The following is a 22514-nucleotide window of genomic DNA, read 5'->3' on the forward strand; positions in this document are numbered from 1 at the left end:
ACCTCAGACGACCGCGCCGCCGATCTGCCCGTCTGGACACATCTCTACAATTGGCACAGACCACACGCGGCCCTAAAATCAAAACCACCAATCAGCCGGTTACGATTAAATCGGAACAACCTATTGAGGCTCCACATCTAGCGCCGGGAGGCTACGGAAGGGACCTGCGCATGAAAAAGCCGCCCAACGGGCGGCTTTTGGTGTTCATAGATCTAAAGGATCACAGCTCAACCGGGCGGACCATGCCGATGATGTCGTAGGTCTGGCTCAGGATAGGGGCGGTGATGGCGCGGGCACGGTCAGCGCCGCGGGCGAGGATCTTGTCGATCTCGTCCTGGTTTTCCATCAGCCGGGCCATCTCAGTTGTGATTGGCGCCATCTTGGACACAGCCAGATCCGCAAGCATTGGCTTGAACTCGGAAAACTGCTTGCCGCCTACATCTGCCAGCACCTGATCCACGCTCATCTCTGCCATGGCGGCGTAGATGTTGACCAGATTGCGCGCCTCGGGACGTCCCTCCAGACCATCGGCCTCGGACGGCAGCGCCTCTGGGTCGGTTTTGGCCTTGCGGATCTTCTTGGCGATGGTGTCCGCATCATCGGTCATGTTGATACGGCTGGCATCCGAGGGATCGGACTTCGACATCTTCTTGGACCCATCCCGCAGGCTCATGACACGGGTTGCAGCCCCTTCGATCACCGGCTCAGTTTCCGGGAAGAAGTTCACGCCATAGTCATGGTTGAACTTGATCGCGATGTCCCGTGTCAGCTCAAGATGCTGTTTCTGATCCTCACCCACCGGCACATGGGTTGCGTGATAGACCAGAATGTCCGCAGCCATCAGCGCCGGATAGGCAAAAAGACCAAGCGACGCGTTCTGCGTGTTTTTGCCTGCCTTGTCCTTCCACTGGGTCATCCGCTGCATCCAGCCCATCCGGGCCACACAGTTGAACACCCAGGCCAGCTGTGCGTGCTCTGGCACCTGGCTCTGGTTGATGAGAATGGATTTCTCCGGATCAAGACCTGCGGCGATGAAACCGGCGCACAGCTCGCGCGTGGACTGTCGCAGATCCGCCGGATCTTGCCAGACGGTGATCGCGTGCAGATCCACCATGCAATAGATGCTCTCCACGTCCTTGGTCTGCCAGTCGACGAACCGCTTCAGCGCGCCAAGATAGTTGCCCAGGTGCAGATTGCCCGAGGGCTGGATGCCGGAAAACACGCGAGGCGTGAATGAGGTCTCGGTCATCAGGGAACTCCCGTCTGGAATTAGGATGCTCAGTGGCTTAACCATGGCAGGAACCGTCGTCAACCGCGCGCGGATCCGCAAGACGGACCACAGCGGGGCGATAGCGCAGGCGAGTAGGAGAAAGCCCAAAGATGGACCAGGTCAGAGAACCCTCCCCAGTGAACCCATTGCCCCCCGGTGTGATCGCTTTGGTGTTGATCATCATGGGCATCGAGGCGGCGTTTTCGCTGGGCGCCCGGAGCATCATTGGCGGACCCGAGGCCATCGGCTGGCGGCTGGACGCGGTGCAGAACTACGCTTTCTCGGCGGAGATCTTCGCCTGGATGTGGGAAACCGGCCAATGGCCTGCGGAACATCTGATCCGCTTTGTGTCCTACCCGTTTGTGCATGTGGCCTTCACCCAGACGCTGTTTGTTTGCGTCTTTGTGCTGGCGATGGGCAAAATGGTGGGAGAGCTGTTTGGCGATGCCGCAATGGTGCTGATCTTTGTGTTGTCCGGCATTGGCGGCGCTTTGGGATATGCTGTGCTGACGGGATCACCAACCCCGTTGATCGGTGGCTTCCCGGCCGTCTATGGCTTGATCGGTGCCTTTACCTACATCCTGTGGCGGCAATTGTCGCTTGTCGGCGCCCAGCAAAGCCGCGCCTTCACGTTGATCGCTTTCCTGATGGGGGTGCAGCTGCTGTTTGGCCTGCTGTTCGGCGGCTCGCTGGATTGGGTCGCGGATCTCTGCGGTTTTGCCACCGGCTTTGGGCTGTCGTTCTTCCTTGCCCCTGGTGGCTGGGCCCGCATCCGCAGCCGCATCCGTCGGGATTAGGGCCGGGCTCTACACGCTGCCGCCCCGGCGGACAGATCGTTTCAGATCGCCCAGACGCACCGCGCCGATCACTTGACCAACGCCGAAATAGATCGCTGCGCCCAGAAGGATCAGTCCCAGCAGCGCGAGATAGCGCCAGCTGGGCACATAGAACAGCCAGCCAAACTGCTGCACCACGGCAAAAAGCACGGTTCCCATGATGGCCGAGGCCGCCAGAATGCGCAGGCTGCGGGCATAGAACCGTTGATCGAAGCGCGCGACCTCGCCCATGCGGCGGGCGCCCCACCACAGGCAGGCCACCATCGCCCAGCCTGCCACCGTTGCCGCAATGGCGGGCGCAATCCAGCCCAGATAGGGTTTCAACCCAAAGGCCAGCGCCGCGTTGATGACCATTGCCACCAGCGCATAATGAAACGGCGAACGGGTGTCCTCGCGGGCGAAATACAGCGGCTGCAGCACCTTCTGCAGCACAAATGCAGGCAATCCCGCGCCATAGATCGCGACGGCCAGTGCAATGGCGGCCACGTCCTCGGCCCCTGTGGCCCCACGTTCATAAAGAACCGAGACCAGCACAACTGGTACCGCCAGAAATGCTGCGGTCGACGGCAGGGTCAGCAGCAAAGAAAACTCCCCGGCGCGGGAAAACGCGTCGCGCGCGCCAGCATCATCGCCCGCGCGCAAGCGGCGCGACAGATCCGGCAACAGCACAATTCCGATGGCGATCCCCACTACCCCCAGCGGCAGCTGATACAGCCGGTCCGCCACAAACAGCCAGCTCACCGCGTTTTCGATGTCAGAGGCCACTTGCTGGCCGACCACCAGATTGATCTGCGTCACCCCCATCGCCAACGCGGCGGGCAGGGCGACTTTCACCAGGGCCTTCATGCGCGGGCTCCAGCGCGGCAGACCTGGGCGCAGGCGAATGCCCGCCTGGCTGGTGGCGCGCCAGACCAGTGCCAACTGCGCAACCCCGGCCACCGGAATGGTCCAGACCAGCCAGGTGATGACATCCCCACCCAGAGCGGCGCCCGCCACCATTGCGGCGCAGGCAAAGATGTTCAGCAACACAGGCGCCGCCGCTGCCGCGGCAAAGCGGCCGGTGGCGTTCAACACGCCGGAAAACAGCGCTGCCAGCGACATGAACAGAATGTAGGGAAAGACGATCTGACCATATCCCACTGCCAGATCAAATCGGGCGTCCCCGATGAAGCCGCCTGCCGTGGCCCAGACCAGCGCGGGCATGAACACCATGCCCAATCCCACCAACAGCAACACGGTTGCCGCCAGCAGGTTGAACGCCTCCTGCGCAAAGCCCTGCGGATCTTCGCCGCTTTCGACCCGCTTGGCAAACATCGGCACAAAGGCCGCGTTGAACGCGCCTTCGGCAAAGAAACGGCGGAACATATTGGGCAGGCGAAAGGCTGCAACAAACGCGTCCATCAACGGACCCGGCCCGATATAGGCCGTGATCAGGATCTCGCGCAGAAATCCCAGGATGCGGCTTGCCAAAGTCCAAAAACCAACGGTCAAAAATCCGGAGAGCAACTTGATCGGCTTCATGATCCGGCCCGTTTTGCCCCATCGACGATGGCCTTGCGCAGCTTGGCCTCCAGCGTTTTTTGCTTGGACTCGGCGTAATACTTCAATCCAAACATATCCTTGACGTAAAACGCATCAACCACCTGTTCGCCGTATGTCGCAATCACGGCGTTGGCGATGTAGATATTGGTCCCCGCCATGGTGCGCGCCAAATCATACAGCAAACCCGGCCGGTCCCGCGTGTCGACTTCGATGATGGTGTAGATGTCAGACCCATCATTGTCGAAGGTGATATGCGTGGGCACATTGAAGGCGCGTTCCCGCTTCTTGATCTTGTCGCGCGATTTCAGCGCCTCGCCTGCAATCACCTCGCCCCTCAGGGTCTTGTGGATCATCTGGCTCAGCCGGGCGAGACGATCCACTTCATAGGGGTGGCCCTCGGCATCCTGGATCCAGAACGCATCGGTGACATAGCCATCTTTGGTGGTGTAGGAGCGGGCGTCGACCACATTGGCCCCGACCAGCGCCAAAGCCCCGGCAATGCGGGCAAAAATGCCGGGATGATCCGCCATGCAGAAACAGGCCCGCGTGGCATCGCGGTCTTCGTCCGGATGCAGGCGGATGATGACCTCTGCGGGGTTGTCACGCTCCGTCAGCTCCCGCAGCATCTCGGCAAAATCCACATGCGCGGTCACATGCAGCCCCTGCCAATAGGGATCATAGTGGCGGGCGGTCTCCACCTTGAGATCCGCTTTCGACCAGTCGGGCAGGGCCGCACGCAGGGCTTTCTTGGCCTCGGTGCCGCGATGGGCGCGGTTCAGCGCCTCCATCCCGTTTTCCAGCGCCTCGCGCGTTTGATTGTAGAGCGCGCGCAACAGCGCTGCTTTCCAATTGTTCCAGGTGTCCGGCCCGACGCCGCGAATGTCACAGACCGTAAGCAGCAACAGCAGGTCCAGGCGTTTGACCGTCTTCACCGCCTTGGCAAAGTCGCGCACGGTGCGCGGATCGGCAATGTCGCGTTTCTGCGCCATGTCCGACATCAGCAGATGATAGCGCACCAGCCATTCGACGGTTTCGGTTTCGGTCTTGTTCAATCCCAGCCGCGGGGCCACCCGCCGTGCGATCTGCGCCCCAAGGATCGAATGATCCTGTTCGCGTCCCTTGCCGATATCATGCAGCAGCATCGCCACCAGCAGCACCTTCCGGCTCAGGCCTTTGCGCAGGACCTGCGACGACAGCGGCAGCTCGTCCTCCAGCTCGCCCCGTTCGATGGCCGCAAAATTGGCGATCACCTGAATGGTATGCTCGTCCACGGTGTAGGAATGATACATGTTGAACTGCATCATTGCCACGATCGGTTCGAATTCGGGCACAAAGGCGCTGAGCACGCCGAGTTCATTCATCCGCCGCAGCGCCCGTTCCGGGTTGCCATGCTTCAACAAGAGATCGAGGAAAATCCGTTGCGCTTCTTTGTTGTTGCGCATGTCGTCATCGATCAGATGCAGATTGGCCGTGACCAGCCGCATGGCATCGGGGTGGATCAACATGCCGGTGCGCAAGGCCTCTTCGAACAGGCGCAGAATGTTCAGCTTGTCGGCACAAAACCCATCGGGATCAGCGACACCCAAGCGGTTGTGCAACACCTTGTAGCCGGGCTTCACCCGCGGGCGGCGGCGAAAGATCCGCTCCAGCAGGGGTTCGCTCTTCAGGTGGCTTTCTTCCAGCTTGGTCAGGAAGATACGGGTCACATCGCCGACGGTGGTCGCATGGCGAAAGAAATCCTGCATGAAGACTTCGACCGCGCGCCGCCCAGAGCGATCCTCATAGCCCATGCGTTCGGCCACTTCGACCTGCATGTCGAAGCTCAACTGTTCGGTCGCGCGCCCTGCAATCAGATGCAGATGGGCACGCACAGCCCAGAGGAAATTTTCCGCCCGCGCGAATGAATTCAGCTCATCAGCATTGAACAGCCCCATGGGCACCAGTTCAGCGACGTCCTGAACCTGATAGAGGTATTTGGCGATCCAATAGAGCGATTGCAGATCGCGCAGGCCGCCTTTGCCTTCTTTGACGTTGGGCTCCACCATATAGCGCTGGCCCTGTTTCAGATGGCGCGCGTCGCGTTCGGCCAGCTTGGCTTCGATGAAATCGCCAGCGTCCTTCGAAAACAACTCTTCGCGCAAGCGCAGGGTCAGTTCCTGGGCAAGGGCGCTGTCGCCCTCCAGAAACCGCTGCTCCAGCATCGCGGTGCGGATGGTGAAATCCTCACCGCCCAGACGAATGCAATCGCGTATGGTGCGGCTGGAATGGCCCACCTTCAGCCGCAGATCCCACAGGATATACAGCATCGACTCGATCACGCTTTCGGCCCAAGCCGTGATTTTGTAGGGGGTCAGAAACAGCAGGTCGACATCAGAGGCCGGTGCCATTTCACCACGCCCATAGCCGCCAACCGCGATCACCGAAATCCGCTCTCCCTGGGTCGGGGTGGCCAGCGGGTGCAGCAGGGTGGTGGCGGTGAAATGCGCCGCTGTGACCAACCCATCCGTCAAATACGCATAAGAGCGGGTCAGAGCGCGCGCTGCAAACGGCTCTTTGGCATAGGCCGCCGCGATGGCGGCACGCCCCTCTTTATTGGCCTGCCGCAAGCGCGCGACAACGGCACCGCGCAGCGCGCCATCGTTGCTGTTATTGGCAAGCGAGCGGATATCGGCCCGGATCGCTGCGGCATCAAAAATGTCATTGGGGTCGCAGATCAGCGGCCCCAATGGGTGCAACATCTGGCGGGCGTCGGTCAGGTCGCGATCAGAAGCCTGCGCCGGAGAAACTGGTGGGAGCTGGCTCAATGACGACAACCTTCTGTTCTTGGATGGTGGCAACCGCTAGGCCGCGTTCGTTGGTGCCATCGGCCAGCAGCCGGAACACGCCGCCTGTGCCTTGAAACCCGCTGCCTTGGGTCAGCGCGACGGCGGTCAGCGCGTCGGATTTCCCGGCTTTGACCAGCGCGCCAATGGCCGCCACACCATCATAAGCCAGCCCGCCAATCGGATGGGGTGCTGCGCCATAGGTGCCTTGGTAGCGGGCGCGGAACTGCTGCGATTTCGTCGGATCCGGCAGCGCAAACCAGCCACCCTGAATGCCGGGCAACGCCAGCGTCTGCGCAGGAATGTCCCAACGGGTCAGACCGATGTATTGTGTTTCTGCGGGATTGACCCCCGCTTCGGGCATCAGCTGTGTCAGCAGGGGCAGGGCACCTGCGGTGTTTGCCGTCAGGAACACGGATTGTGCGCCGCTGCTGCGCACCGCAGAGCGGATGGTGGGGATCGCGTTGATGACGCCCTGCTGCGACAGCTCATAGCTGACCGCACCGTTCACATTTGCCGCCGTCTGCGCCGCAGCACGTTCTACCGCCTGGCGTCCAACCTGACCGGCCGGATCATCGCCGCTGACAACGATCATATCGCCCTTGCCCTGACGCGCGGCATAGCCTGCCAGCCTGCGCGCGGTGTTGTCAAAGGTCGGCCCCAGGATGAACACATTGCCCCCGGCGATGGCCGGGTTGTTGGAAAACGCCAGCACATTGACGTTGCGCTGCGCGGCCACCAGACCGGCGGCATTGGCCGCTTCGGCATAGACCGGGCCCAGAATGATCCGCGCGCCATCATTGATCGCTGTCGCCGCCGCCGTCGATGCCTGCTCCGGTGTGCCCGCTGTGTCATAGATCCGCAGATCGACCTGCACGCCATTCAGATCCGCAATCGCCAGACGCGCCGCGTTCTCCAGACTCTGGGCCAAGACTGCATCGCCCGACTGGGCCGAGCCGCGCGGCACTAGCAACGCCACCGGAACCGGCTTGGAGGTGTTGATCGACGGGCCGCTGCCGGTGGGCAACGTATCACAGGCAACCAGCGTCAGGGCCGAGGCCGCGGCCAAAGCCGCCACTGCCGCCTTGCGGGCATGTTTAAAAACAGCAAACATAATGGACTTGAAACTCCCTTGTCCGGCAGCGTAGGCCGTGTTGGTACCCTGACGGATCATAAACGACCAACAAGGCGGGTCCAGCGTGAATCACAAGATCGTCCATTTGCCAAGCGGCCTCTATTTCGTGGCCACCCCAATCGGCACTGCCCGTGACATCACATTGCGGGCGCTTGACGTGCTGGCCTCCGCCGATGTCATCGCGGCAGAAGACACCCGATCTCTGCGCAAGCTGATGGAAATTCACGGGATTCCTCTGAATGACCGACACATTGTGGCCTACCACGATCACAGCGGTGCAGGCGCACGCACCCGGCTGCTGTCGGCGCTCGAAGACGGGCAATCGGTCGCCTATGCCTCAGAAGCGGGGATGCCGCTGATCGCGGATCCGGGCTACGATCTCAGCCGCGCTGCGGCCGAGGCGGGCCATCTTGTGACCGTGGCACCGGGGGCCTCTGCAGCCCTTGCCGCGCTGACCTTGGGCGGTCTGCCAACGGATGCGTTCTTTTTTGCGGGGTTTTTACCCAATGCCAGCGGCGCCCGACGCAAACGCCTGCAAGAGCTGGCCGCCGTGCCCGGCACGCTGGTCTTTTATGAATCGCCCAAACGCATCGCGGCCTCGCTGCAGGATATGGCCGAGGTGCTGGGCGACCGTCCCGCCGCGCTGTGCCGTGAACTGACCAAGAAGTTCGAGGAAATCCGCCGCAACCCGCTGTCAGAGCTGGCCGCAAGTCTGGCGCAGGCCCCCGTCAAAGGCGAGATTGTCGTGCTGGTGGATCGCAGCCGTGGCGACAGTGTCAGCGATGGCGATCTGGAAAGTGATCTGCGCAGCGCGCTGCTGTCCAATTCGGTGAAAGATGCCGCCGCTATCGTTGCCGAGATGCACAATATGCCACGACGCAAAATCTACCAGATGGCGCTCGAGCTCGCCAAAGACGCGGGCTGATCATGGCGGCGGGCAGGGGATCGTCACCGGGACCCAGAACAGCCCGCCAACGCCGCGGCGCGCAGGCCCATCACGCCGGAAGTGCCGCCGAGGAACTGGTCGCCCGTCACTACGAACGTGCAGGTTATGCCATCGCCGCACGCCGCTGGCGGGGCGGTGGGGCCGAAATTGATCTGATCCTGCGGCAAGGCGCGACGGTGATCTTTGTGGAGGTCAAACACAGCCGCAGTTTCGACGCTGCCGCGGCGCGAATCACACCGGCGCAGATGGAACGCATGATGCAGAGCGCGGCACGGTTCCTGGAGGGTGAACCAAACGGCGCGCTGACAGAGTGTCGCCTCGACATCGCGCTGGTGGATGGCACCGGTCGGGTGGAGATTTTGCCAAACGCCTACGGGCAGGGCTGATGGCCCGCGGCTGGACCCGCCCAGATCACAACCACCAGATCGAACCTGCCAGATATCAGCAGCCAGACAACAGCAGCTAGGTAACAGCAACCAGTCAAGAGCCTCCCTGTCAGAGCAATGTGAAACCCACACCCCCATTGAACAAAGCGGCCCACTGCGCCATCTATTCCGCACGGCGGTTTGCTCCGGGGCTTGACCCAGAGGTGATTGTCGACCCATACGCACTGCCACTTGCCCATGTCATGAGGGACCGACATCATGAAAATCGCCTTTCAAATGGACCCGATCTCTGCGGTCGATATCAACGCCGACAGCAGCTTCCGCCTCGCCGAAGAGGCTCAGGCACGCGGGCATGAACTGTTCTTTTACGGCCCCGATCAGCTGGCCTATCAGGAGGGCCGCATCACCGCCCGTGGCCAGGACATGACAGTGCAGCGGGTGGCCGACACGCCTGCCATCCTCGGCCCGGAACGGGAGGTGGATCTGGCGGATTTCGATGTGGTCTGGCTGCGCCAGGATCCGCCGTTTGACATGCACTACATCACCTCCACCCATCTGCTGGACCGGCTGAAAGGTCAGGCGCTGGTGGTCAATGACCCGTTCTGGGTGCGCAACTACCCCGAAAAACTGCTGGTGCTGGACTTCCCGGAGCTGACGCCGCCCACAACCATCGCCCGCGATCTCCAGACCATCAAAGCGTTCAAGGAAAAACACGGCGACATCATCCTGAAGCCGCTTTATGGCAACGGCGGCGCTGGCGTGTTCCGTCTGGAGGCCGACGACCGCAATCTCACCTCCCTGCACGAGCTGTTCACCGGCTTCAGCCGCGAGCCCCTGATTGTGCAGAAATTCCTCCCCGATGTGTCCAATGGCGACAAACGGGTGATCCTGGTGGACGGGGAGCCTGTGGGTGCCATCAACCGGGTGCCTGCGGCGGGGGAAACCCGATCCAATATGCATGTTGGTGGTCGCCCGGAAAAAATCGGTCTCAGCGACCGCGACTTGGAGATCTGCGCCGCAATCGGCCCGTTGCTGCGCGAAAAGGGGCAGATCTTTGTCGGCATCGATGTGATCGGTGACTACCTGACCGAAATCAACGTGACCTCGCCAACCGGCATCCAAGAATTGGAGCGCTTTGACGGTGTGAACATCGCTGAAAAGATCTGGCAGGCCATCGAGGCCAAGGTCTGATCAACGCAGAGGTCAATGCACAGATCAATCTGGCTGCTCCAACTGTCTCAAACGCCTGCCGAATGCGGTGGGCGTTTTTGGTTCAGAACGGCTGCGCCAAGGCTGGCACCTGCTCAGGATGGGATCCGGAAACTCAACGCCTCGGCCACATGGGGGCGGCGAATATCCTGTTCTCCCGCCAGATCCGCAATGGTGCGGGCGACGCGCAACACCCGGTGATAGCCGCGCGCCGTCAGCCCAAAGCGGTCCGCCGCATGCAGCAACAGCGCGCGTCCCTCGCTGTCCGGTCCCGCGATCTCCTCCAGCAGCTTGCCCTCTGCATCCGCGTTTTGGCGCAACCCGCCATAGCCCTGATAACGCGCAGTTTGCACCTCCCGCGCGGTGGCCACCCGCTGCGCCACGCTGGCCGATCCCTCGCCATCGGCGGGCTGGTCGAGATCGGCAAAACCCACCGGCGGTACATCCACCCGCAGATCGAAGCGGTCCATCAAAGGGCCTGAAATGCGCCCCATGTAATCCTCCGCGCAGCGCGGTGCCCGGGCACAGGCGCGGGCCGGGTCGCTCAGCGCGCCGCATTTGCAGGGGTTCGCAGCGGCAACCAGCATGAACCGGCTCGGATAGCTCACATGGGCATTGGCGCGCGCCACATTGACCGATCCGGTTTCCAGCGGCTGGCGCAGTGTCTCCAGCACCGACCGGCTGAACTCCGGCAGCTCATCCAGAAACAGCACACCATTGTGGGCCAGGCTGATCTCTCCCGGCTGCGCCCGCCGCCCACCGCCGACAATCGCGGCCATCGACGCGGTGTGATGTGGCTCGCGAAACGGTCGGCTGCGGCACAGCCCACCGCTGTCGATCAATCCGCACAGCGATTGGATCATGGATGTTTCCAGCGCCTCTGCCGCACTCAGCATCGGCAAAATCCCCGGCAGCCGGGCCGCGAGCATCGATTTGCCAGCGCCGGGTGCGCCCACAAACAGCAGATGGTGCCGCCCGGCCGCGGCGATTTCCAGCGCGCGTTTGGCCCGTTCCTGCCCTTTCACATCGCGCAGGTCCTTGCAGCCGCGCGTATCGATCACCTCTCCCGGTGTGGCGGGGGCAATGACGTTTTGGCCTGTGAAATGACGCACCACATCGCCCAGACTGTCCGCTCCGATCACCGTCGCCTCCGTGACCCAGGCCGCTTCCGCTCCGGACGCGCGTGGACACAACAACCGCCGGTCTTCGCTGGCAGCCGCCATTGCAGCGGGCAACGCGCCCACAACCGGCATTAGGCTGCCATCGAGGGACAGTTCCCCCAAGGCTATCGTATCTGATGCGGCCTCGGGCGGGACGATGTCGATGGCCGCGAGCAGGGCCAGCGCAATCGGCAGGTCGAAATGGCTGCCCTCTTTGGGCAGATCGGCAGGCGACATATTTACAGTGATGCGCCGGGCGGGCAGGGCGATCGACATCGCCGCAAAGGCCGCGCGCACCCGTTCGCGGGCTTCGCTCACGGCTTTGTCCGGCAGGCCGACAATCGAGAACGCAGGCAGGCCCGGGGCCACGGCGCATTGGACCTCCACCAGACGGGCATCGACCCCTTGAAAGGCCACCGTATATGCGCGTGAGATCAAGGCTCCCCTCCCTGTGGTGGATGGCCGTTCCGTAGTTGGGTCCATTGGTTGGATCCGCGGTTCGGAACGTGCCGTGGGGAGAGGCTTGGCAATCGTGGTTTCGGAGTCGTTAACGCCGCCAGGAATTTTCTGGGGATTTTCTGCGGATTTACGGTTTATTTACCGCATCCGTCTGGGAGGGCATGAGCCCACACCCATCAGATTGGACGCGTGATCCCAAGCGATGTGTTGATCCGGGCTCAGATCCACAGCGTGCACACTCATCTGAGCCCGGGCTAATCCCAGGTCAATCTCAGGCTAATCCCAGGCTAATTTCGGGCCAATCCCAGCGAGATCACCCCAACTGCCAGGGGCGGTGCGGCAGATCCATCGGATAGGGGTCGTGGCCATAGCTGGTTTCGTCAATCCGCGCTTGCCAGGCCAGCAGGGCAGGATCTGACAGGGTTTGGCGACAATAGGCCCGCAACCGCTCCGACACCGGCAGATCATACCCCACGATCCGCGCCGCCACCGGGGCATAAAACGCATCTGCCACGGAGTAGGCCCCAAACAGCCAGCCATCCTGCGATCCAGACACGGCACGAGCATGATCGAACAGGGTTTCGATCCGGGCTAGATCCGCGCGCACGGCGTCGGATGGAACAAACCCGTCATAGATATGCGCCAGTTGCATCGGGCAGGCCTGACGCAGCGCCGCAAACCCGGACGCCATTTCCGCCACCAGCCAACGCGCTGTGGCCCGCGCCGCCGCATCTGCGGGCCAGAGGCCTGCATCGGGGTGGCGCTCTGCCAGGGTTTCAGCAATAGCAGCCGTTTCCCCAACCACGGTGCCGTCTGGCAGAACCAAGGTCGGCAGCAACCGGGCCGGCGCCAGAGAGGCCATCCGATCCGCCATCGTGCCCGAGAACATCTCGATCAGCGTGGCCTCATAAGGCAGGTTGAACTTTTCCAGCATCAGCCAGCCGCGCAGCGACCAGCTGGAATACTTGCGATCTCCGATATAAATTTGGTAAGTCATAAGGGCAGTGTAGCGGCGCACGATATATTCTCATATTGAATATTTGTGGCCGAACCTATCACGGAATGTGATTGATCTTACCGCTGCTCCAGCCGCGATCCCACCTCTCCCCCTGATGGCTCAACTCGGTGACCGACAGGTTGTCGATCCGGTGGGAAAACGCCTCTTCCGCGGTCAATTGCTCGGCCCGTTGGATCTGTGTCAGGATCTGGCCGAAATGGCCCACCACAACCAGCGTCTGGCCTCTGTGCTGTTCGATCAGCCGATTGATCGCGCCGTCCACTCGGGCGCAAACCGTGTTCCAGCTTTCGCCGCCGGGTGGGGCGACATCTCCGGGTGTTTCCCAATAGGCGCGGATGTGCTCTGGCGATTCCGCATCAATCTCGGCCCAGCTGCGCAGCTCCCAGGCACCAAAATGGATTTCCCGCAGATCCGGATCATGGGCCAGACGCCTGCGTTGCCCCATGATGGCAGTCGCCGTATCCCGCGCCCGCGACAGATCGGATGACACCACGATGGCATCGCTGGGCAAATAGGCATCCAGCCGCGCCAATGCGGCCGTATCAGACAGATCTGCGGGCAGATCAGACCAGCCGACCATGGTTTTTGCATGGGTTGGCCCGTGACGGATCAGGAACAGGCGGGTGATCGCAGAGGGGGTCATAGCTGTCCTTTCAGAACATGGGGCAGACCAACGCTGACCTGCACAACGGTGTCAGCGGTCTGTGCCAGCAGGATGTTCAGCCGACCCTGTGCCTCGCGAAACTGACGGGCCAGTTTGTTGTCGGGCACAATGCCCTGGCCGGTTTCATTGGTGACCACCACCACCTCAGCGGGGCAGATGGTCAGGGCCGCGATCAGATCGGCCTGCGCGCGCTCCAGATCGTGGTCGGCGAGCAGATGGTTCGACAGCCACATGGTGGCGCAATCCAACAGGCAGATGCTGTCGGCCGCCAAACCGGTCAGCACTGGGCCAAGATCCAGCGGCGCCTCGTGAGTGGTCCAGCACGCCCCGCGCTGCACCAGATGCCGCGCCACCTTTGCCTGCATTTCGTCATCCCAGATCTGCGAGGTCGCAAGATAGACGCGCGGGCGCGCAGTCCCCAGGCAGAGCTGTTCCGCAAAGGCGGATTTGCCGGAGGCCGCGCCGCCAACAACAAGAGTGAGTTTTGAGGCCACGTACAGGATCCCATCAATTGCCGCTGTGATGGGACGCTTTGATCGCGGTCCCGCCAAGGCAGCATAGCGCGGCGGCTTGGATCGGCAACGGCCTTTGGCGCGGCGATCATGACGGCGGCCATCATGGCAGGTGTCGTGGTCAGCATCACGACACAGACCAGAACAGACATGATAGCAGGGCCGACTCTAGTCATAGGTGCTGGTGGCGTCATGTTCGCAACATATGGGAGTAATAAAATGCCCAACGAGCACCCCTCATGGCAATAAAATGACTTTCAGAGTGATTTTTTTTCGAAAATCGACACAGCCAAGCACAGGCCGAAATAGCGCATCCAAAGCAATGGGTTACGGTTTTCACTCGCTCAGACCCTGCTCTGTAACACGCCTCTGTGATCGCTAAATATGGAATTTTTTTGCTGAATTACTGATCCGAACCCGTGGACTGCCCGTATCATAGGAAAATCATCCACGGGGAAGACTAATGGCTCTTGATACCATAATCGAAAACCCGCTGCCCAAACGGGCGATGAAGGCGGAATTGCTGGATTCAGACACGGAATTGCAACTGGCTTATGCGTGGCGCGACGACCGTGACGTCGAGGCGCTGCACCGATTGATCAATGCCTATATGCGGCTTGCTATTTCGATGGCGTCGAAATTCCGCCGCTATGGCGCACCGATGAATGACCTCATCCAAGAGGCCGGGCTCGGCCTGATGAAGGCCGCAGATAAATTCGATCCCGACCGCGGCGTGCGGTTCTCCACCTATGCGGTGTGGTGGATCAAGGCATCGATCCAGGATTATGTGATGCGCAACTGGTCGATGGTGCGAACCGGCTCCACCTCGTCGCAGAAGTCGCTGTTTTTCAACATGCGCCGGGTGCAAGCCCAGCTGGAGCGCGAGGCGCACACCAGCGGCATCGAACTGGACCAGCACCAGCTGCATCAGCAGATCGCCACCGAAATCGGCGTGCCGCTGCGGGATGTGCAGATGATGGATGGTCGTCTGTCTGGCGCGGACTTTTCGCTCAACGCGGTGCAATCCGCCGAGGAAGAGGGCCGCGAATGGATCGAAGCACTGGAAGACGACAGTGCTCAGGCCGCCGAACTGGTCGAAGAAGATCACGACACGCAGCAGCTGCGCACCTGGCTGGTGGAGGCGATGCAGGCGTTGAACGAACGCGAACGCTTCATCATCACCGAACGCAAACTGCGGGAAAAGCCCCGCACGCTGGAAAGCCTCGGCACCGAACTTGGTCTCTCTAAGGAACGGGTCCGCCAGCTGGAGGCTGGGGCCTTCCAGAAAATGCGCAAATCGCTGGAAAACTGTTCCCGCGAGGTTCAGAACTTCCTGCTCTGACTCCCCCACTCGTCATGAGCATTTCAAAGCGCGTCCTCCCCCGGGACGCGCTTTTTTCGTGGTCGTCTCCTGCAGCAGTGCAAAGGCCATTCCCTCTCGCTCCCTCGCACAGTAAGCTGGCGCGCAACACAGACGCGCAACGCTGTTGCGCAACATTGGCGCAAGGATAGGTAAATGCTGGCCAATAAACGTATTCTCCTGATCATTGGCGGGGGCATTGCGGCCTATAAATCCCTCGAACTGATCCGCAGACTGCAAGATCAAGGCGCCGAGGTGGTGCCGGTGCTGACCCAGGCAGGCGAGGCGTTTGTGACGCCTTTGTCGGTCTCCGCGCTGGCCGGGCAGGCGGTCCACCGGGATCTGTTTGATCTCACTGCAGAGGCAGAGATGGGCCACATCCAATTGTCCCGCAGCGCCGATCTGCTGGTGGTGGCACCGGCGACAGCGGATTTGATGGCGAAAATGGCAAATGGCCATGCCAACGATCTGGCCTCCACGCTCTTGCTGGCGACGGACACACCAGTGCTGCTGGCCCCGGCGATGAATGTGCGCATGTGGGAGCATCCCGCCACGCAACGCAATCTGGCCACGCTGCGCGCTGATGGCGTGGCCTGCGTCGGCCCGGACGAGGGCAGCATGGCCTGCGGTGAATTTGGCCCTGGCCGCCTGGCCGAGCCCGAGGCGATTGTGCAGGCCATCCTGGCAAAACTTGCCGATGGCCCGCTGAAAGGCCGTCGTATCCTGCTGACATCGGGGCCAACCCACGAACCGATTGATCCGGTGCGCTACATCGCCAACCGATCCTCCGGGGCGCAGGGCACTGCACTGGCGCGGGCGCTGCGCGATCTCGGGGCAGAGGTGGTTTTTGTCACCGGGCCTGCCAGCGTTGCCCCGCCCGACGGCGTGCAAACCGTGCCAGTGGAAACCGCGCAGCAGATGGCCGATGCAGTAGCCGCAGCCTTGCCCGCTGATGCGGCGGTCTTTGCCGCTGCGGTGGCGGATTGGCGGGTCACCAGCGCCTCTGACCGCAAGCTGAAGAAATCCAAGGATGGCCTGCCGGTGATGGAGTTTGCCGAAAACCCCGACATCCTCAAAACCGTTGCGCATCTGGACAAGGGCCGCCCCGGTCTGGTGGTCGGATTTGCGGCCGAAACCAACGATGTGGTCGAAAACGCCACCGCAAAACGGCTGCGCAAAGGCTGCGATTGGATTGTTGCCAATGATGTGTCTCCGGCCACCGGCATCATGGGCGGGCGCGAAAACGCGGTCACATTGATATCAGAGGACGGCGCGGAAAGCTGGCCGCGCATGGACAAGGACGCTGTTGCCCGCAAACTGGCCGACCGCATTGCACAGGCTCTGGCAGCTGCGGGCTGAACTGGCGGGCTGATCTGCTGCGCCGCCAAGGGGCCATGAGACAGCACCGAAGAGACACGACCAAAGAGACGAAACGGGCACGAGACATGGAACAACACAGGGTCGACATTCGCATAACCTACGATGAGGCCGCCGACCGGAGTGTTGCCTTGCCCGCCTATCAAACGGCAGAGGCCGCAGGCGCGGACCTGCGCGCCAATTTCCCGGACCGCGGAGAGGTGACACTGGCCCCCGGCGCGCGGCTGCTGGTGCCCACCGGCCTGCGGCTCGAAATTCCGCGCGGCTATGAGGTGCAGATCCGTCCGCGTTCGGGTCTGGCACTGAAACATGGCATCACGCTCCCCAATGCGCCCGGCACCATCGATAGCGACTATCGCGGCCCGCTGGGGGTGATCGTGATGAACGCAGGGCAGCAGGACTTTGTCATCCGCCACGCAGATCGGATCGCCCAGATGGTTGTTGCGCCGGTTATTCAGGCTAGCTTCCACGTGGTTGACACATTGACCGCCACCGACAGGGGATCGGGCGGCTTCGGATCCACGGGGCAAAGCTGATGCTATCTATCTTTATTTTGGCCGGGCTGATCTGGTGGCTTGGCCGCTATCTCGGCTTTGGGCGGCAACTGCGGTTGAGCCTGCTGGCGCTGCTGTATCTCGCGATGATTGCGATCCAGCTGACCCTGCCAGAAGGCACCCCCTTGCGCGAAAACACAGGCGGTTCCGTGGCCCCATGGCTGATGCTGGCGGGCGCTGTTGCGTTGATCGTCGCGTACCGCCACCTGCTGCGCCGCCTGCGCCAGCGGGCCCAACCTGACGAGGACGCGGCCACCGATGCGCCCGCACAGCCCGGCCGCTTTTCGGAAACAGAACTGTCGCGATATGCCCGCCATATCGTTCTGCGCGAATTGGGCGGGCCGGGTCAGAAAAAACTCCGCCAGGCCAAGGTGCTGGTCATAGGGGCCGGGGGACTGGGCGCGCCTGCGCTGCAATATCTGGCGGCAGCCGGGGTCGGGACCATTGGCGTGATCGATGATGATGTGGTCGAAAACGCCAATCTGCAACGGCAGGTGATCCACCGTGATCAGGATATCGGCATCCCCAAGGTGTTTTCGGCCCAGGCCGCGATGGAGGCGCAAAACCCCTTCATCACGGTGCGCCCCTATCACCGTCGCCTGACAGAGGACATCGCCCGTGATCTGTTTGCCGACTACGATCTGATCCTGGATGGCTGCGACAATTTCGAGACCCGCTACCTGGCCAATCGCACGGCGGTGGCCTTGGGCAAGCCGCTGATTTCCGGGGCATTGTCCCAGTGGGAGGGGCAGATTTCGCTGTTTCAACCCGGGCAGAGCGGCCCCTGTTACCAATGTATCTTCCCCGAGGCTCCGGCCCCCGGTCTTGCGCCCAGCTGCTCCGAAGCCGGGGTTGTTGGCCCGCTGCCGGGTGTGGTCGGCTCCATGATGGCGCTGGAAGCGATCAAAGCGATCAGCGGCGCGGGGCAGACCCTGCGCGGTGAGATGCTGATTTATGACGGTCTTTATGCCGAAAGCCGCAAGATCAGCCTCAGCGCGCGTAGCGATTGCCCGGTCTGCGGCACGGCGGCAGACACAGACACACCGCCCGAGGTGCCGCCCGCATCACAATCCACACCACCATCCACCGCATCCGCCTGATGCGGCCCTGACCACCAAATAGAGCCCTGCATCTGGCCTTTAGCTGGCGTTTGTCCCATGTTCGAGACGCGCGACGATTTAGGCCACGGACCCCAACGAGGGCTCAACAGAGGAGAGACACCATGACATTTGTTGCAAACTGCGCCGCCACGCTAACGGCGGCCACATTGGGTTTGGCCACGCTGACCAGCGCCGCATCAGCGGCGGATCTGCCCAATCTGGATGGACGCGAAGTGGTGGTTTCGGTCGAAAACGCCTATCCCCCCCTGCAGTTCGTGGATCCCGCCACCGGGGCCGCGATCGGTTGGGAATACGATGCCATGGCCGAGATCGCAGAGCGTATCAACATCACCGTGGTCTATGAAACCACCAGCTGGGACGCGATGATCCCGGCGGTCAGCGACGGTCAATTCGATCTGGGCATGACCGGCATCACCATCCGGGAAGACCGCAAGGAGAAGGTCGATTTCTCTGACAAATATCTGACCTCGCAGATGCGGATGATCGTGGCGGGTGATGAAACCCGTTTTGACGACGCCGCGAGCTTTGCCGCCAACGCAGATCTCTTGGCCGGTGCTCAGCCCGGCACCACGCCATTTTATGTCACCGTCTATGACATTCTTGATGGCGATGAAGCCAACCCCCGCATCAAACTGTTTGAAACCTTTGGCGCTGCGATCCAGGCGCTGCGCACCGGTGACGTTGATCTGGCGCTCTCTGACAGCACTGCCGCCAACGGTTACGTGCAGGCGTCTGATGGGGCGCTGAAAATCGTTGGCGCGCCGCTCGGCACCGAAGACTTCGGGTTCATTTTCCCCAAGGGCAGCGATTTGGTCGCGCCGATCAACGCGGCAATCGCCTCGATGGAGGCCGACGGCACGTTGGACGCGCTGAACACCAAGTGGTTCCTGGAATATAAACTCGGCGGCTGATCACGCAGCCTGCGTTTGATGTGGCTCCGGTGCGCTGCGCCGGGGCCCCTTTTGAAAATATGGACGACCCATGAACGAGCCGCGCAAACCCTCCGCCAGCCATAGCGGCAAGAGCGAGGATTTCCCCTGGTGGCTGGCCACCATTGTCCTGATCGGCGGCTTTCTCGGCTGGCAGGTTGTCACGGACGAACTCTACCTCAACATTCTGACGACCCTGTCAAAAGGCGTGCAGCTGACGGTGTTTGTCACCCTTGTCAGCTTTACCCTGGCGTCGCTGCTTGGTCTTGCATTGGCGGTTGCGGCCGGGTCACGCTGGCTGATCATCCGCCAGACCGCCCGCTTCTATGTGGAGGTGGTGCGCGGTATTCCGATCATCGTGCTGCTGCTTTATGTGGCCTTTGTGCTGGCGCCCGCTCTCGTGGATCTGCGCAACTGGATCGGCGGGCATCTGGGGCTGGACCCGATCCGCACCCGGAATTTTCCGCTGTTGTGGCGGGCCATCATCGCGCTGATGATCGCCTATTCTGCCTTTATCTCCGAGGTGTTTCGCGCCGGTCTGCAATCGGTGGACGAGGGCCAGATCGAAGCGGCCAAAGCGCTGGGGCTCAGTCGCTGGCATCGGTTCCGCTTCATCGTGTTTCCCCAGGCGATCCGCACCATTCTGCCGCCGCTTGGCAATGATTTTGTCGCTCTGGTCAAGGACAGTTCGCTGGTGTCGGTCCTTGGCGTTGCGGATGTCACCCAATTGGGCAAGCTGATGGCGGTGGGCAATTTCCGCTATTTCGAGACCTATAATGTTGTCGCGCTGATTTACCTGACCTTGACCATCGGGTTGTCCCTGGCGCTGCGGCGGTTGGAAAAACACCTGCGCCGCCGACAGGAGCGTGGCTAGGGCTGGCGGCGCACTGTGGGCCAACGGGGTTAAGCGCAGCCGTCATGCAGCAACAGGCCGGGCGACAGTAAAAGGCAGAGCAACAGGCGGAGCAACACGCAGGGGAACAGGGCAGGGGAACGGCCCGGAAGCGGGGGCATGGGACCGCACAAACACAGGTTTGATGAAATTCTCATGATCCCACCTCTGGACGGCGGCACAGGCCGGGCATAGCTTTCAGCCAAAGGAGATCTGCCATGACCAATCCGCTGTTGTCCCGCTGGGATACCCCTTTCGACATCGCCCCCTTCGATCAGATCAAGGACAGCGATTTCGCCCCCGCGCTGGATCAGGCGCTGCAGGAACATCAGGCGCAGATCGACGCGATCGCCACTGCCGAGGGCCCGCCGACCTTTGCCAATGTGATCGAAGCGCTGGAAACGCCCTGTCGTGCGCTGGAACAGGTGCTGTCAGTGTTCTACAGCGTTGCAGGTGCGGACAGCAACGCGGACCGCGAGGCCCTGCAACGGGAGTTCTCCCCAAAGCTCGCGGCGCATTTTTCCGCGATCACCGCCAACAAAGCGCTCTATGGCCGCGTGAAAGCGGTCTGGGACCAGCGCGACAGCCTGGATCTGACGGAGGAACAGCAGCGCGTGCTGATGCTCACGCATCGTGGCTTTGTGCGTGGCGGTGCTGCGCTGGAAGGGGCCGCAGACACCCGCATGCAAGAGATAAAGTCGCGGCTTGCAACGCTCGGCACCGATTTCACCCAGAACCTACTGGCCGATGAACGGGATTGGTTCATGGCGCTCAGCGAGGAGGATCTGGCCGGTCTGCCGCAGTTCGTCATCGATGCGGCCCGCGCTGCGGGGGCGGAAAAAGGGCTCGATGGACCCGCCGTCACCCTGTCGCGCTCGCTGATTACGCCGTTTTTGCAATTCTCTTCGCGGCGCGATCTGCGCAAGCGCGCGTTTGAAGCCTGGGCCGCACGCGGTGCCAATGGGGGCGACAGCGACAACCGTGCGATTGCCGCCGAAATCCTGCAGCTGCGCCAGGAACGCGCCGAACTGCTGGGCTATGACAGTTTCGCCGCCTACAAGCTGGAAACCGAAATGGCGAAAACCCCGGCGGCGGTGCGCGATCTGCTGATGCAGGTCTGGGAGCCCGCCAAAGCCCAGGCCGAGGCGGACGCCAAAATCCTGACAGAGATGATGCAGGAAGATGGCATCAACGACGCGCTGGCACCCTGGGACTGGCGCTACTACGCGGAGAAGCGCCGCAAGGCGGAGCATGACCTCGATGAAGCCGAGCTGAAGCCGTATTTCCAGCTCGATCGGATGATCGAGGCGTCGTTCGATTGCGCCAACCGCCTGTTTGGGTTGCAGTTTACCCCGCTCGAAGTCCCCCTCTACCACGAGGATTGCCGCGCGTGGGAGGTGACGCGCAACGGGGATCATGTGGCGGTGTTCATCGGCGATTATTTCGCCCGCTCCTCCAAACGTTCGGGGGCCTGGTGCTCGGCGATGCGCAGCCAGGCCAAATTCCCAGACCCGCAAAGCCCGGTTGTCATCAATGTCTGCAATTTCGCCAAGGGCAATCCGGCGTTGCTGTCTTATGATGATGCGCGCACGCTGTTTCATGAATTTGGCCACGCGCTGCACCAGATGCTGTCGAACGTGACCTATGAGAGCATCTCTGGCACCTCGGTGGCGCGCGATTTTGTCGAACTGCCCTCGCAGCTCTATGAACATTGGCTCGATGTGCCTGAAGTGCTGGGCAGATTTGCCACCCACGCTGAAACCGGCGCGCCGATGCCGGTGGAGATGCGCGACCGTGTGCTGGCGGCCTCGACCTTTGATATGGGATTTCAAACGGTCGAATACGTTGCCTCTGCGCTGGTTGATCTGGCGTTCCACGATGGGCCCGCGCCTTCGGATCCGATGGCGAAACAGGCCGAGGTGCTGGCCGAGATCGGCATGCCCCCGGCGATTATCATGCGCCACGCAACGCGGCATTTTGCCCATGTCTTTGCCGGGGACGGCTATTCGTCGGGCTACTACAGCTACATGTGGTCCGAGGTGATGGACGCTGATGCCTTTGCCGCCTTTGAAGAAGCAGAAGGTGCCTTTGACGCAGAGCGCGCCGAGGCGCTGGAAACCCATATCCTGTCCGCGGGCGGCTCCCGCGATCCGGCTGAACTCTATACCCAGTTCCGCGGTCGCCTGCCGGGGGTGGAGGCCCTGTTGAAAGGGCGCGGCTTGTCGAAAGGACTGGCTGCCAAGTGATCTGGCTGTGATGCGCCTGTGATCCGCATGTGGCCACTGACCAGTGACGCGCGGGCGTTTCATCCAACGCGAAGGA

General features: G+C 61.9%; 19 protein-coding genes and 1 pseudogene. 12 read left to right on the top strand and 8 right to left on the bottom strand.

The window, feature by feature from the left end:
- Positions 1-141, top strand: a pseudogene (locus Q0C28_RS05495) (IS481 family transposase); the annotation flags it as partial.
- A 79-nt stretch (positions 142-220) separates the two neighbouring features.
- On the opposite strand, the gene trpS reads toward Q0C28_RS05495, so the two are convergent.
- Positions 221-1249 (bottom strand): tryptophan--tRNA ligase, encoded by a 1029-nt coding sequence (gene trpS, locus Q0C28_RS05500; protein WP_293573649.1) that lies wholly within the window; start codon positions 1247-1249, stop codon positions 221-223.
- Positions 1250-1380: 131 nt separating this feature from the next.
- Here trpS and Q0C28_RS05505 point away from each other — a divergent pair, with 131 nt between their 5' ends.
- The gene (locus Q0C28_RS05505; protein WP_293573650.1) at positions 1381-2067 is read left to right on the top strand and encodes a rhomboid family intramembrane serine protease; all 687 of its coding nucleotides are present in this window, start codon (positions 1381-1383) and stop codon (positions 2065-2067) included.
- A gap of 9 nt (positions 2068-2076) precedes the next feature.
- Here the strand turns inward: Q0C28_RS05505 and murJ are convergent, their stop codons facing one another.
- Genes murJ through Q0C28_RS05520 form a run of 3 tightly spaced genes read right to left on the bottom strand, consistent with a single transcriptional unit; the run spans position 2077 to position 7584 of the window.
- Positions 2077-3627, bottom strand: a complete 1551-nt coding sequence (gene murJ / locus Q0C28_RS05510) for a murein biosynthesis integral membrane protein MurJ (RefSeq protein ID WP_293573651.1) — start codon at positions 3625-3627, stop codon at positions 2077-2079.
- Complete coding sequence (locus Q0C28_RS05515; RefSeq protein ID WP_293573697.1) at positions 3624-6386, bottom strand: [protein-PII] uridylyltransferase; 2763 nt, start codon at positions 6384-6386, stop codon at positions 3624-3626. Before Q0C28_RS05515 ends, murJ begins: the two co-directional genes overlap by 4 nt.
- Positions 6387-6411: 25 nt before the next feature.
- Positions 6412-7584 carry a penicillin-binding protein activator gene (locus Q0C28_RS05520; RefSeq protein WP_293573652.1) on the bottom strand — a complete coding sequence of 391 codons (1173 nt, stop codon included), beginning with the start codon at positions 7582-7584 and terminating at the stop codon, positions 6412-6414.
- A gap of 85 nt (positions 7585-7669) precedes the next feature.
- Here Q0C28_RS05520 and rsmI point away from each other — a divergent pair, with 85 nt between their 5' ends.
- The 3 genes from rsmI (at position 7670) to gshB (ending at position 10128) form a co-directional block, all read left to right on the top strand.
- Positions 7670-8530, top strand: coding sequence for a 16S rRNA (cytidine(1402)-2'-O)-methyltransferase (gene rsmI, locus Q0C28_RS05525; protein ID WP_293573653.1), 861 nt, complete (start codon positions 7670-7672; stop codon positions 8528-8530).
- A 2-nt stretch (positions 8531-8532) separates the two neighbouring features.
- Positions 8533-8937, top strand: coding sequence for a YraN family protein (locus Q0C28_RS05530; protein WP_293573654.1), 405 nt, complete (start codon positions 8533-8535; stop codon positions 8935-8937).
- A 258-nt stretch (positions 8938-9195) separates the two neighbouring features.
- Positions 9196-10128 (top strand): glutathione synthase, encoded by a 933-nt coding sequence (gene gshB / locus Q0C28_RS05535; protein WP_293573655.1) that lies wholly within the window; start codon positions 9196-9198, stop codon positions 10126-10128.
- Positions 10129-10241: 113 nt separating this feature from the next.
- Here the strand turns inward: gshB and Q0C28_RS05540 are convergent, their stop codons facing one another.
- The 4 genes from Q0C28_RS05540 to cobU all read right to left on the bottom strand — a co-directional run bounded on the left by Q0C28_RS05540 (position 10242) and on the right by cobU (position 13941).
- A complete protein-coding gene (locus Q0C28_RS05540) occupies positions 10242-11744 on the bottom strand; it encodes a YifB family Mg chelatase-like AAA ATPase (RefSeq protein ID WP_293573656.1) in 1503 nt (500 codons plus the stop codon).
- A gap of 334 nt (positions 11745-12078) precedes the next feature.
- On the bottom strand, positions 12079-12762 hold the full coding sequence (locus Q0C28_RS05545) for a glutathione S-transferase (RefSeq protein ID WP_293573657.1): 684 nt from the start codon (positions 12760-12762) through the stop codon (positions 12079-12081).
- A 58-nt stretch (positions 12763-12820) separates the two neighbouring features.
- Complete coding sequence (locus Q0C28_RS05550) at positions 12821-13426, bottom strand: histidine phosphatase family protein (protein ID WP_293573658.1); 606 nt, start codon at positions 13424-13426, stop codon at positions 12821-12823.
- On the bottom strand, positions 13423-13941 hold the full coding sequence (gene cobU / locus Q0C28_RS05555) for a bifunctional adenosylcobinamide kinase/adenosylcobinamide-phosphate guanylyltransferase (RefSeq protein ID WP_293573659.1): 519 nt from the start codon (positions 13939-13941) through the stop codon (positions 13423-13425). The genes Q0C28_RS05550 and cobU overlap by 4 nt, the downstream gene beginning before the upstream one ends.
- Before the next feature lie 481 nt (positions 13942-14422).
- On the opposite strand from cobU, the gene Q0C28_RS05560 reads away from it, so the two are divergent.
- The 7 genes from Q0C28_RS05560 to Q0C28_RS05590 all read left to right on the top strand — a co-directional run bounded on the left by Q0C28_RS05560 (position 14423) and on the right by Q0C28_RS05590 (position 22438).
- On the top strand, positions 14423-15301 hold the full coding sequence (locus Q0C28_RS05560) for an RNA polymerase factor sigma-32 (RefSeq protein WP_293573660.1): 879 nt from the start codon (positions 14423-14425) through the stop codon (positions 15299-15301).
- Between the two features lie 174 nt (positions 15302-15475).
- On the top strand, positions 15476-16678 hold the full coding sequence (coaBC, locus tag Q0C28_RS05565; RefSeq protein ID WP_293573661.1) for a bifunctional phosphopantothenoylcysteine decarboxylase/phosphopantothenate--cysteine ligase CoaBC: 1203 nt from the start codon (positions 15476-15478) through the stop codon (positions 16676-16678).
- Positions 16679-16764: 86 nt separating this feature from the next.
- Complete coding sequence (dut, locus tag Q0C28_RS05570; RefSeq protein WP_293573662.1) at positions 16765-17232, top strand: dUTP diphosphatase; 468 nt, start codon at positions 16765-16767, stop codon at positions 17230-17232.
- Positions 17232-18350, top strand: a complete 1119-nt coding sequence (locus tag Q0C28_RS05575) for a HesA/MoeB/ThiF family protein (RefSeq protein ID WP_293573663.1) — start codon at positions 17232-17234, stop codon at positions 18348-18350. Before dut ends, Q0C28_RS05575 begins: the two co-directional genes overlap by 1 nt.
- Positions 18351-18472: 122 nt before the next feature.
- Entirely contained in the window at positions 18473-19282 is an 810-nt protein-coding gene (locus Q0C28_RS05580; protein ID WP_293573664.1) for a transporter substrate-binding domain-containing protein, read from the top strand.
- A 70-nt stretch (positions 19283-19352) separates the two neighbouring features.
- Positions 19353-20174: an amino acid ABC transporter permease gene (locus tag Q0C28_RS05585; RefSeq protein WP_293573665.1), complete on the top strand. Its 822-nt coding sequence runs from the start codon at positions 19353-19355 to the stop codon at positions 20172-20174.
- A 236-nt stretch (positions 20175-20410) separates the two neighbouring features.
- Positions 20411-22438, top strand: a complete 2028-nt coding sequence (locus Q0C28_RS05590) for a M3 family metallopeptidase (protein ID WP_293573666.1) — start codon at positions 20411-20413, stop codon at positions 22436-22438.
- Positions 22439-22514 lie beyond the last annotated feature (76 nt).

The sequence above is a fragment of the Phaeobacter sp. genome (assembly GCF_022825805.1).
Lineage (GTDB): Bacteria > Pseudomonadota > Alphaproteobacteria > Rhodobacterales > Rhodobacteraceae > Phaeobacter.

Excerpts from the sequence above, each read along its gene's own strand:
- murJ (WP_293573651.1), bottom strand. The coding sequence starts at position 3,627 with ATGAAGCCGATCAAGTTGCTCTCCGGATTTTTGACCGTTGGTTTTTGG.
- Q0C28_RS05545 (WP_293573657.1), bottom strand. The coding sequence starts at position 12,762 with ATGACTTACCAAATTTATATCGGAGATCGCAAGTATTCCAGCTGGTCG.
- coaBC (WP_293573661.1), top strand. The coding sequence starts at position 15,476 with ATGCTGGCCAATAAACGTATTCTCCTGATCATTGGCGGGGGCATTGCG.
- Q0C28_RS05505 (WP_293573650.1), top strand. The coding sequence starts at position 1,381 with ATGGACCAGGTCAGAGAACCCTCCCCAGTGAACCCATTGCCCCCCGGT.
- Q0C28_RS05575 (WP_293573663.1), top strand. The coding sequence starts at position 17,232 with ATGCTATCTATCTTTATTTTGGCCGGGCTGATCTGGTGGCTTGGCCGC.
- Q0C28_RS05590 (WP_293573666.1), top strand. The coding sequence starts at position 20,411 with ATGACCAATCCGCTGTTGTCCCGCTGGGATACCCCTTTCGACATCGCC.
- Q0C28_RS05515 (WP_293573697.1), bottom strand. The coding sequence starts at position 6,386 with ATGTTGCACCCATTGGGGCCGCTGATCTGCGACCCCAATGACATTTTT.
- Q0C28_RS05550 (WP_293573658.1), bottom strand. The coding sequence starts at position 13,426 with ATGACCCCCTCTGCGATCACCCGCCTGTTCCTGATCCGTCACGGGCCA.
- Q0C28_RS05560 (WP_293573660.1), top strand. The coding sequence starts at position 14,423 with ATGGCTCTTGATACCATAATCGAAAACCCGCTGCCCAAACGGGCGATG.
- Q0C28_RS05580 (WP_293573664.1), top strand. The coding sequence starts at position 18,473 with ATGACATTTGTTGCAAACTGCGCCGCCACGCTAACGGCGGCCACATTG.
- dut (WP_293573662.1), top strand. The coding sequence starts at position 16,765 with ATGGAACAACACAGGGTCGACATTCGCATAACCTACGATGAGGCCGCC.
- Q0C28_RS05585 (WP_293573665.1), top strand. The coding sequence starts at position 19,353 with ATGAACGAGCCGCGCAAACCCTCCGCCAGCCATAGCGGCAAGAGCGAG.
- trpS (WP_293573649.1), bottom strand. The coding sequence starts at position 1,249 with ATGACCGAGACCTCATTCACGCCTCGCGTGTTTTCCGGCATCCAGCCC.
- gshB (WP_293573655.1), top strand. The coding sequence starts at position 9,196 with ATGAAAATCGCCTTTCAAATGGACCCGATCTCTGCGGTCGATATCAAC.
- Q0C28_RS05530 (WP_293573654.1), top strand. The coding sequence starts at position 8,533 with ATGGCGGCGGGCAGGGGATCGTCACCGGGACCCAGAACAGCCCGCCAA.
- Q0C28_RS05520 (WP_293573652.1), bottom strand. The coding sequence starts at position 7,584 with ATGTTTGCTGTTTTTAAACATGCCCGCAAGGCGGCAGTGGCGGCTTTG.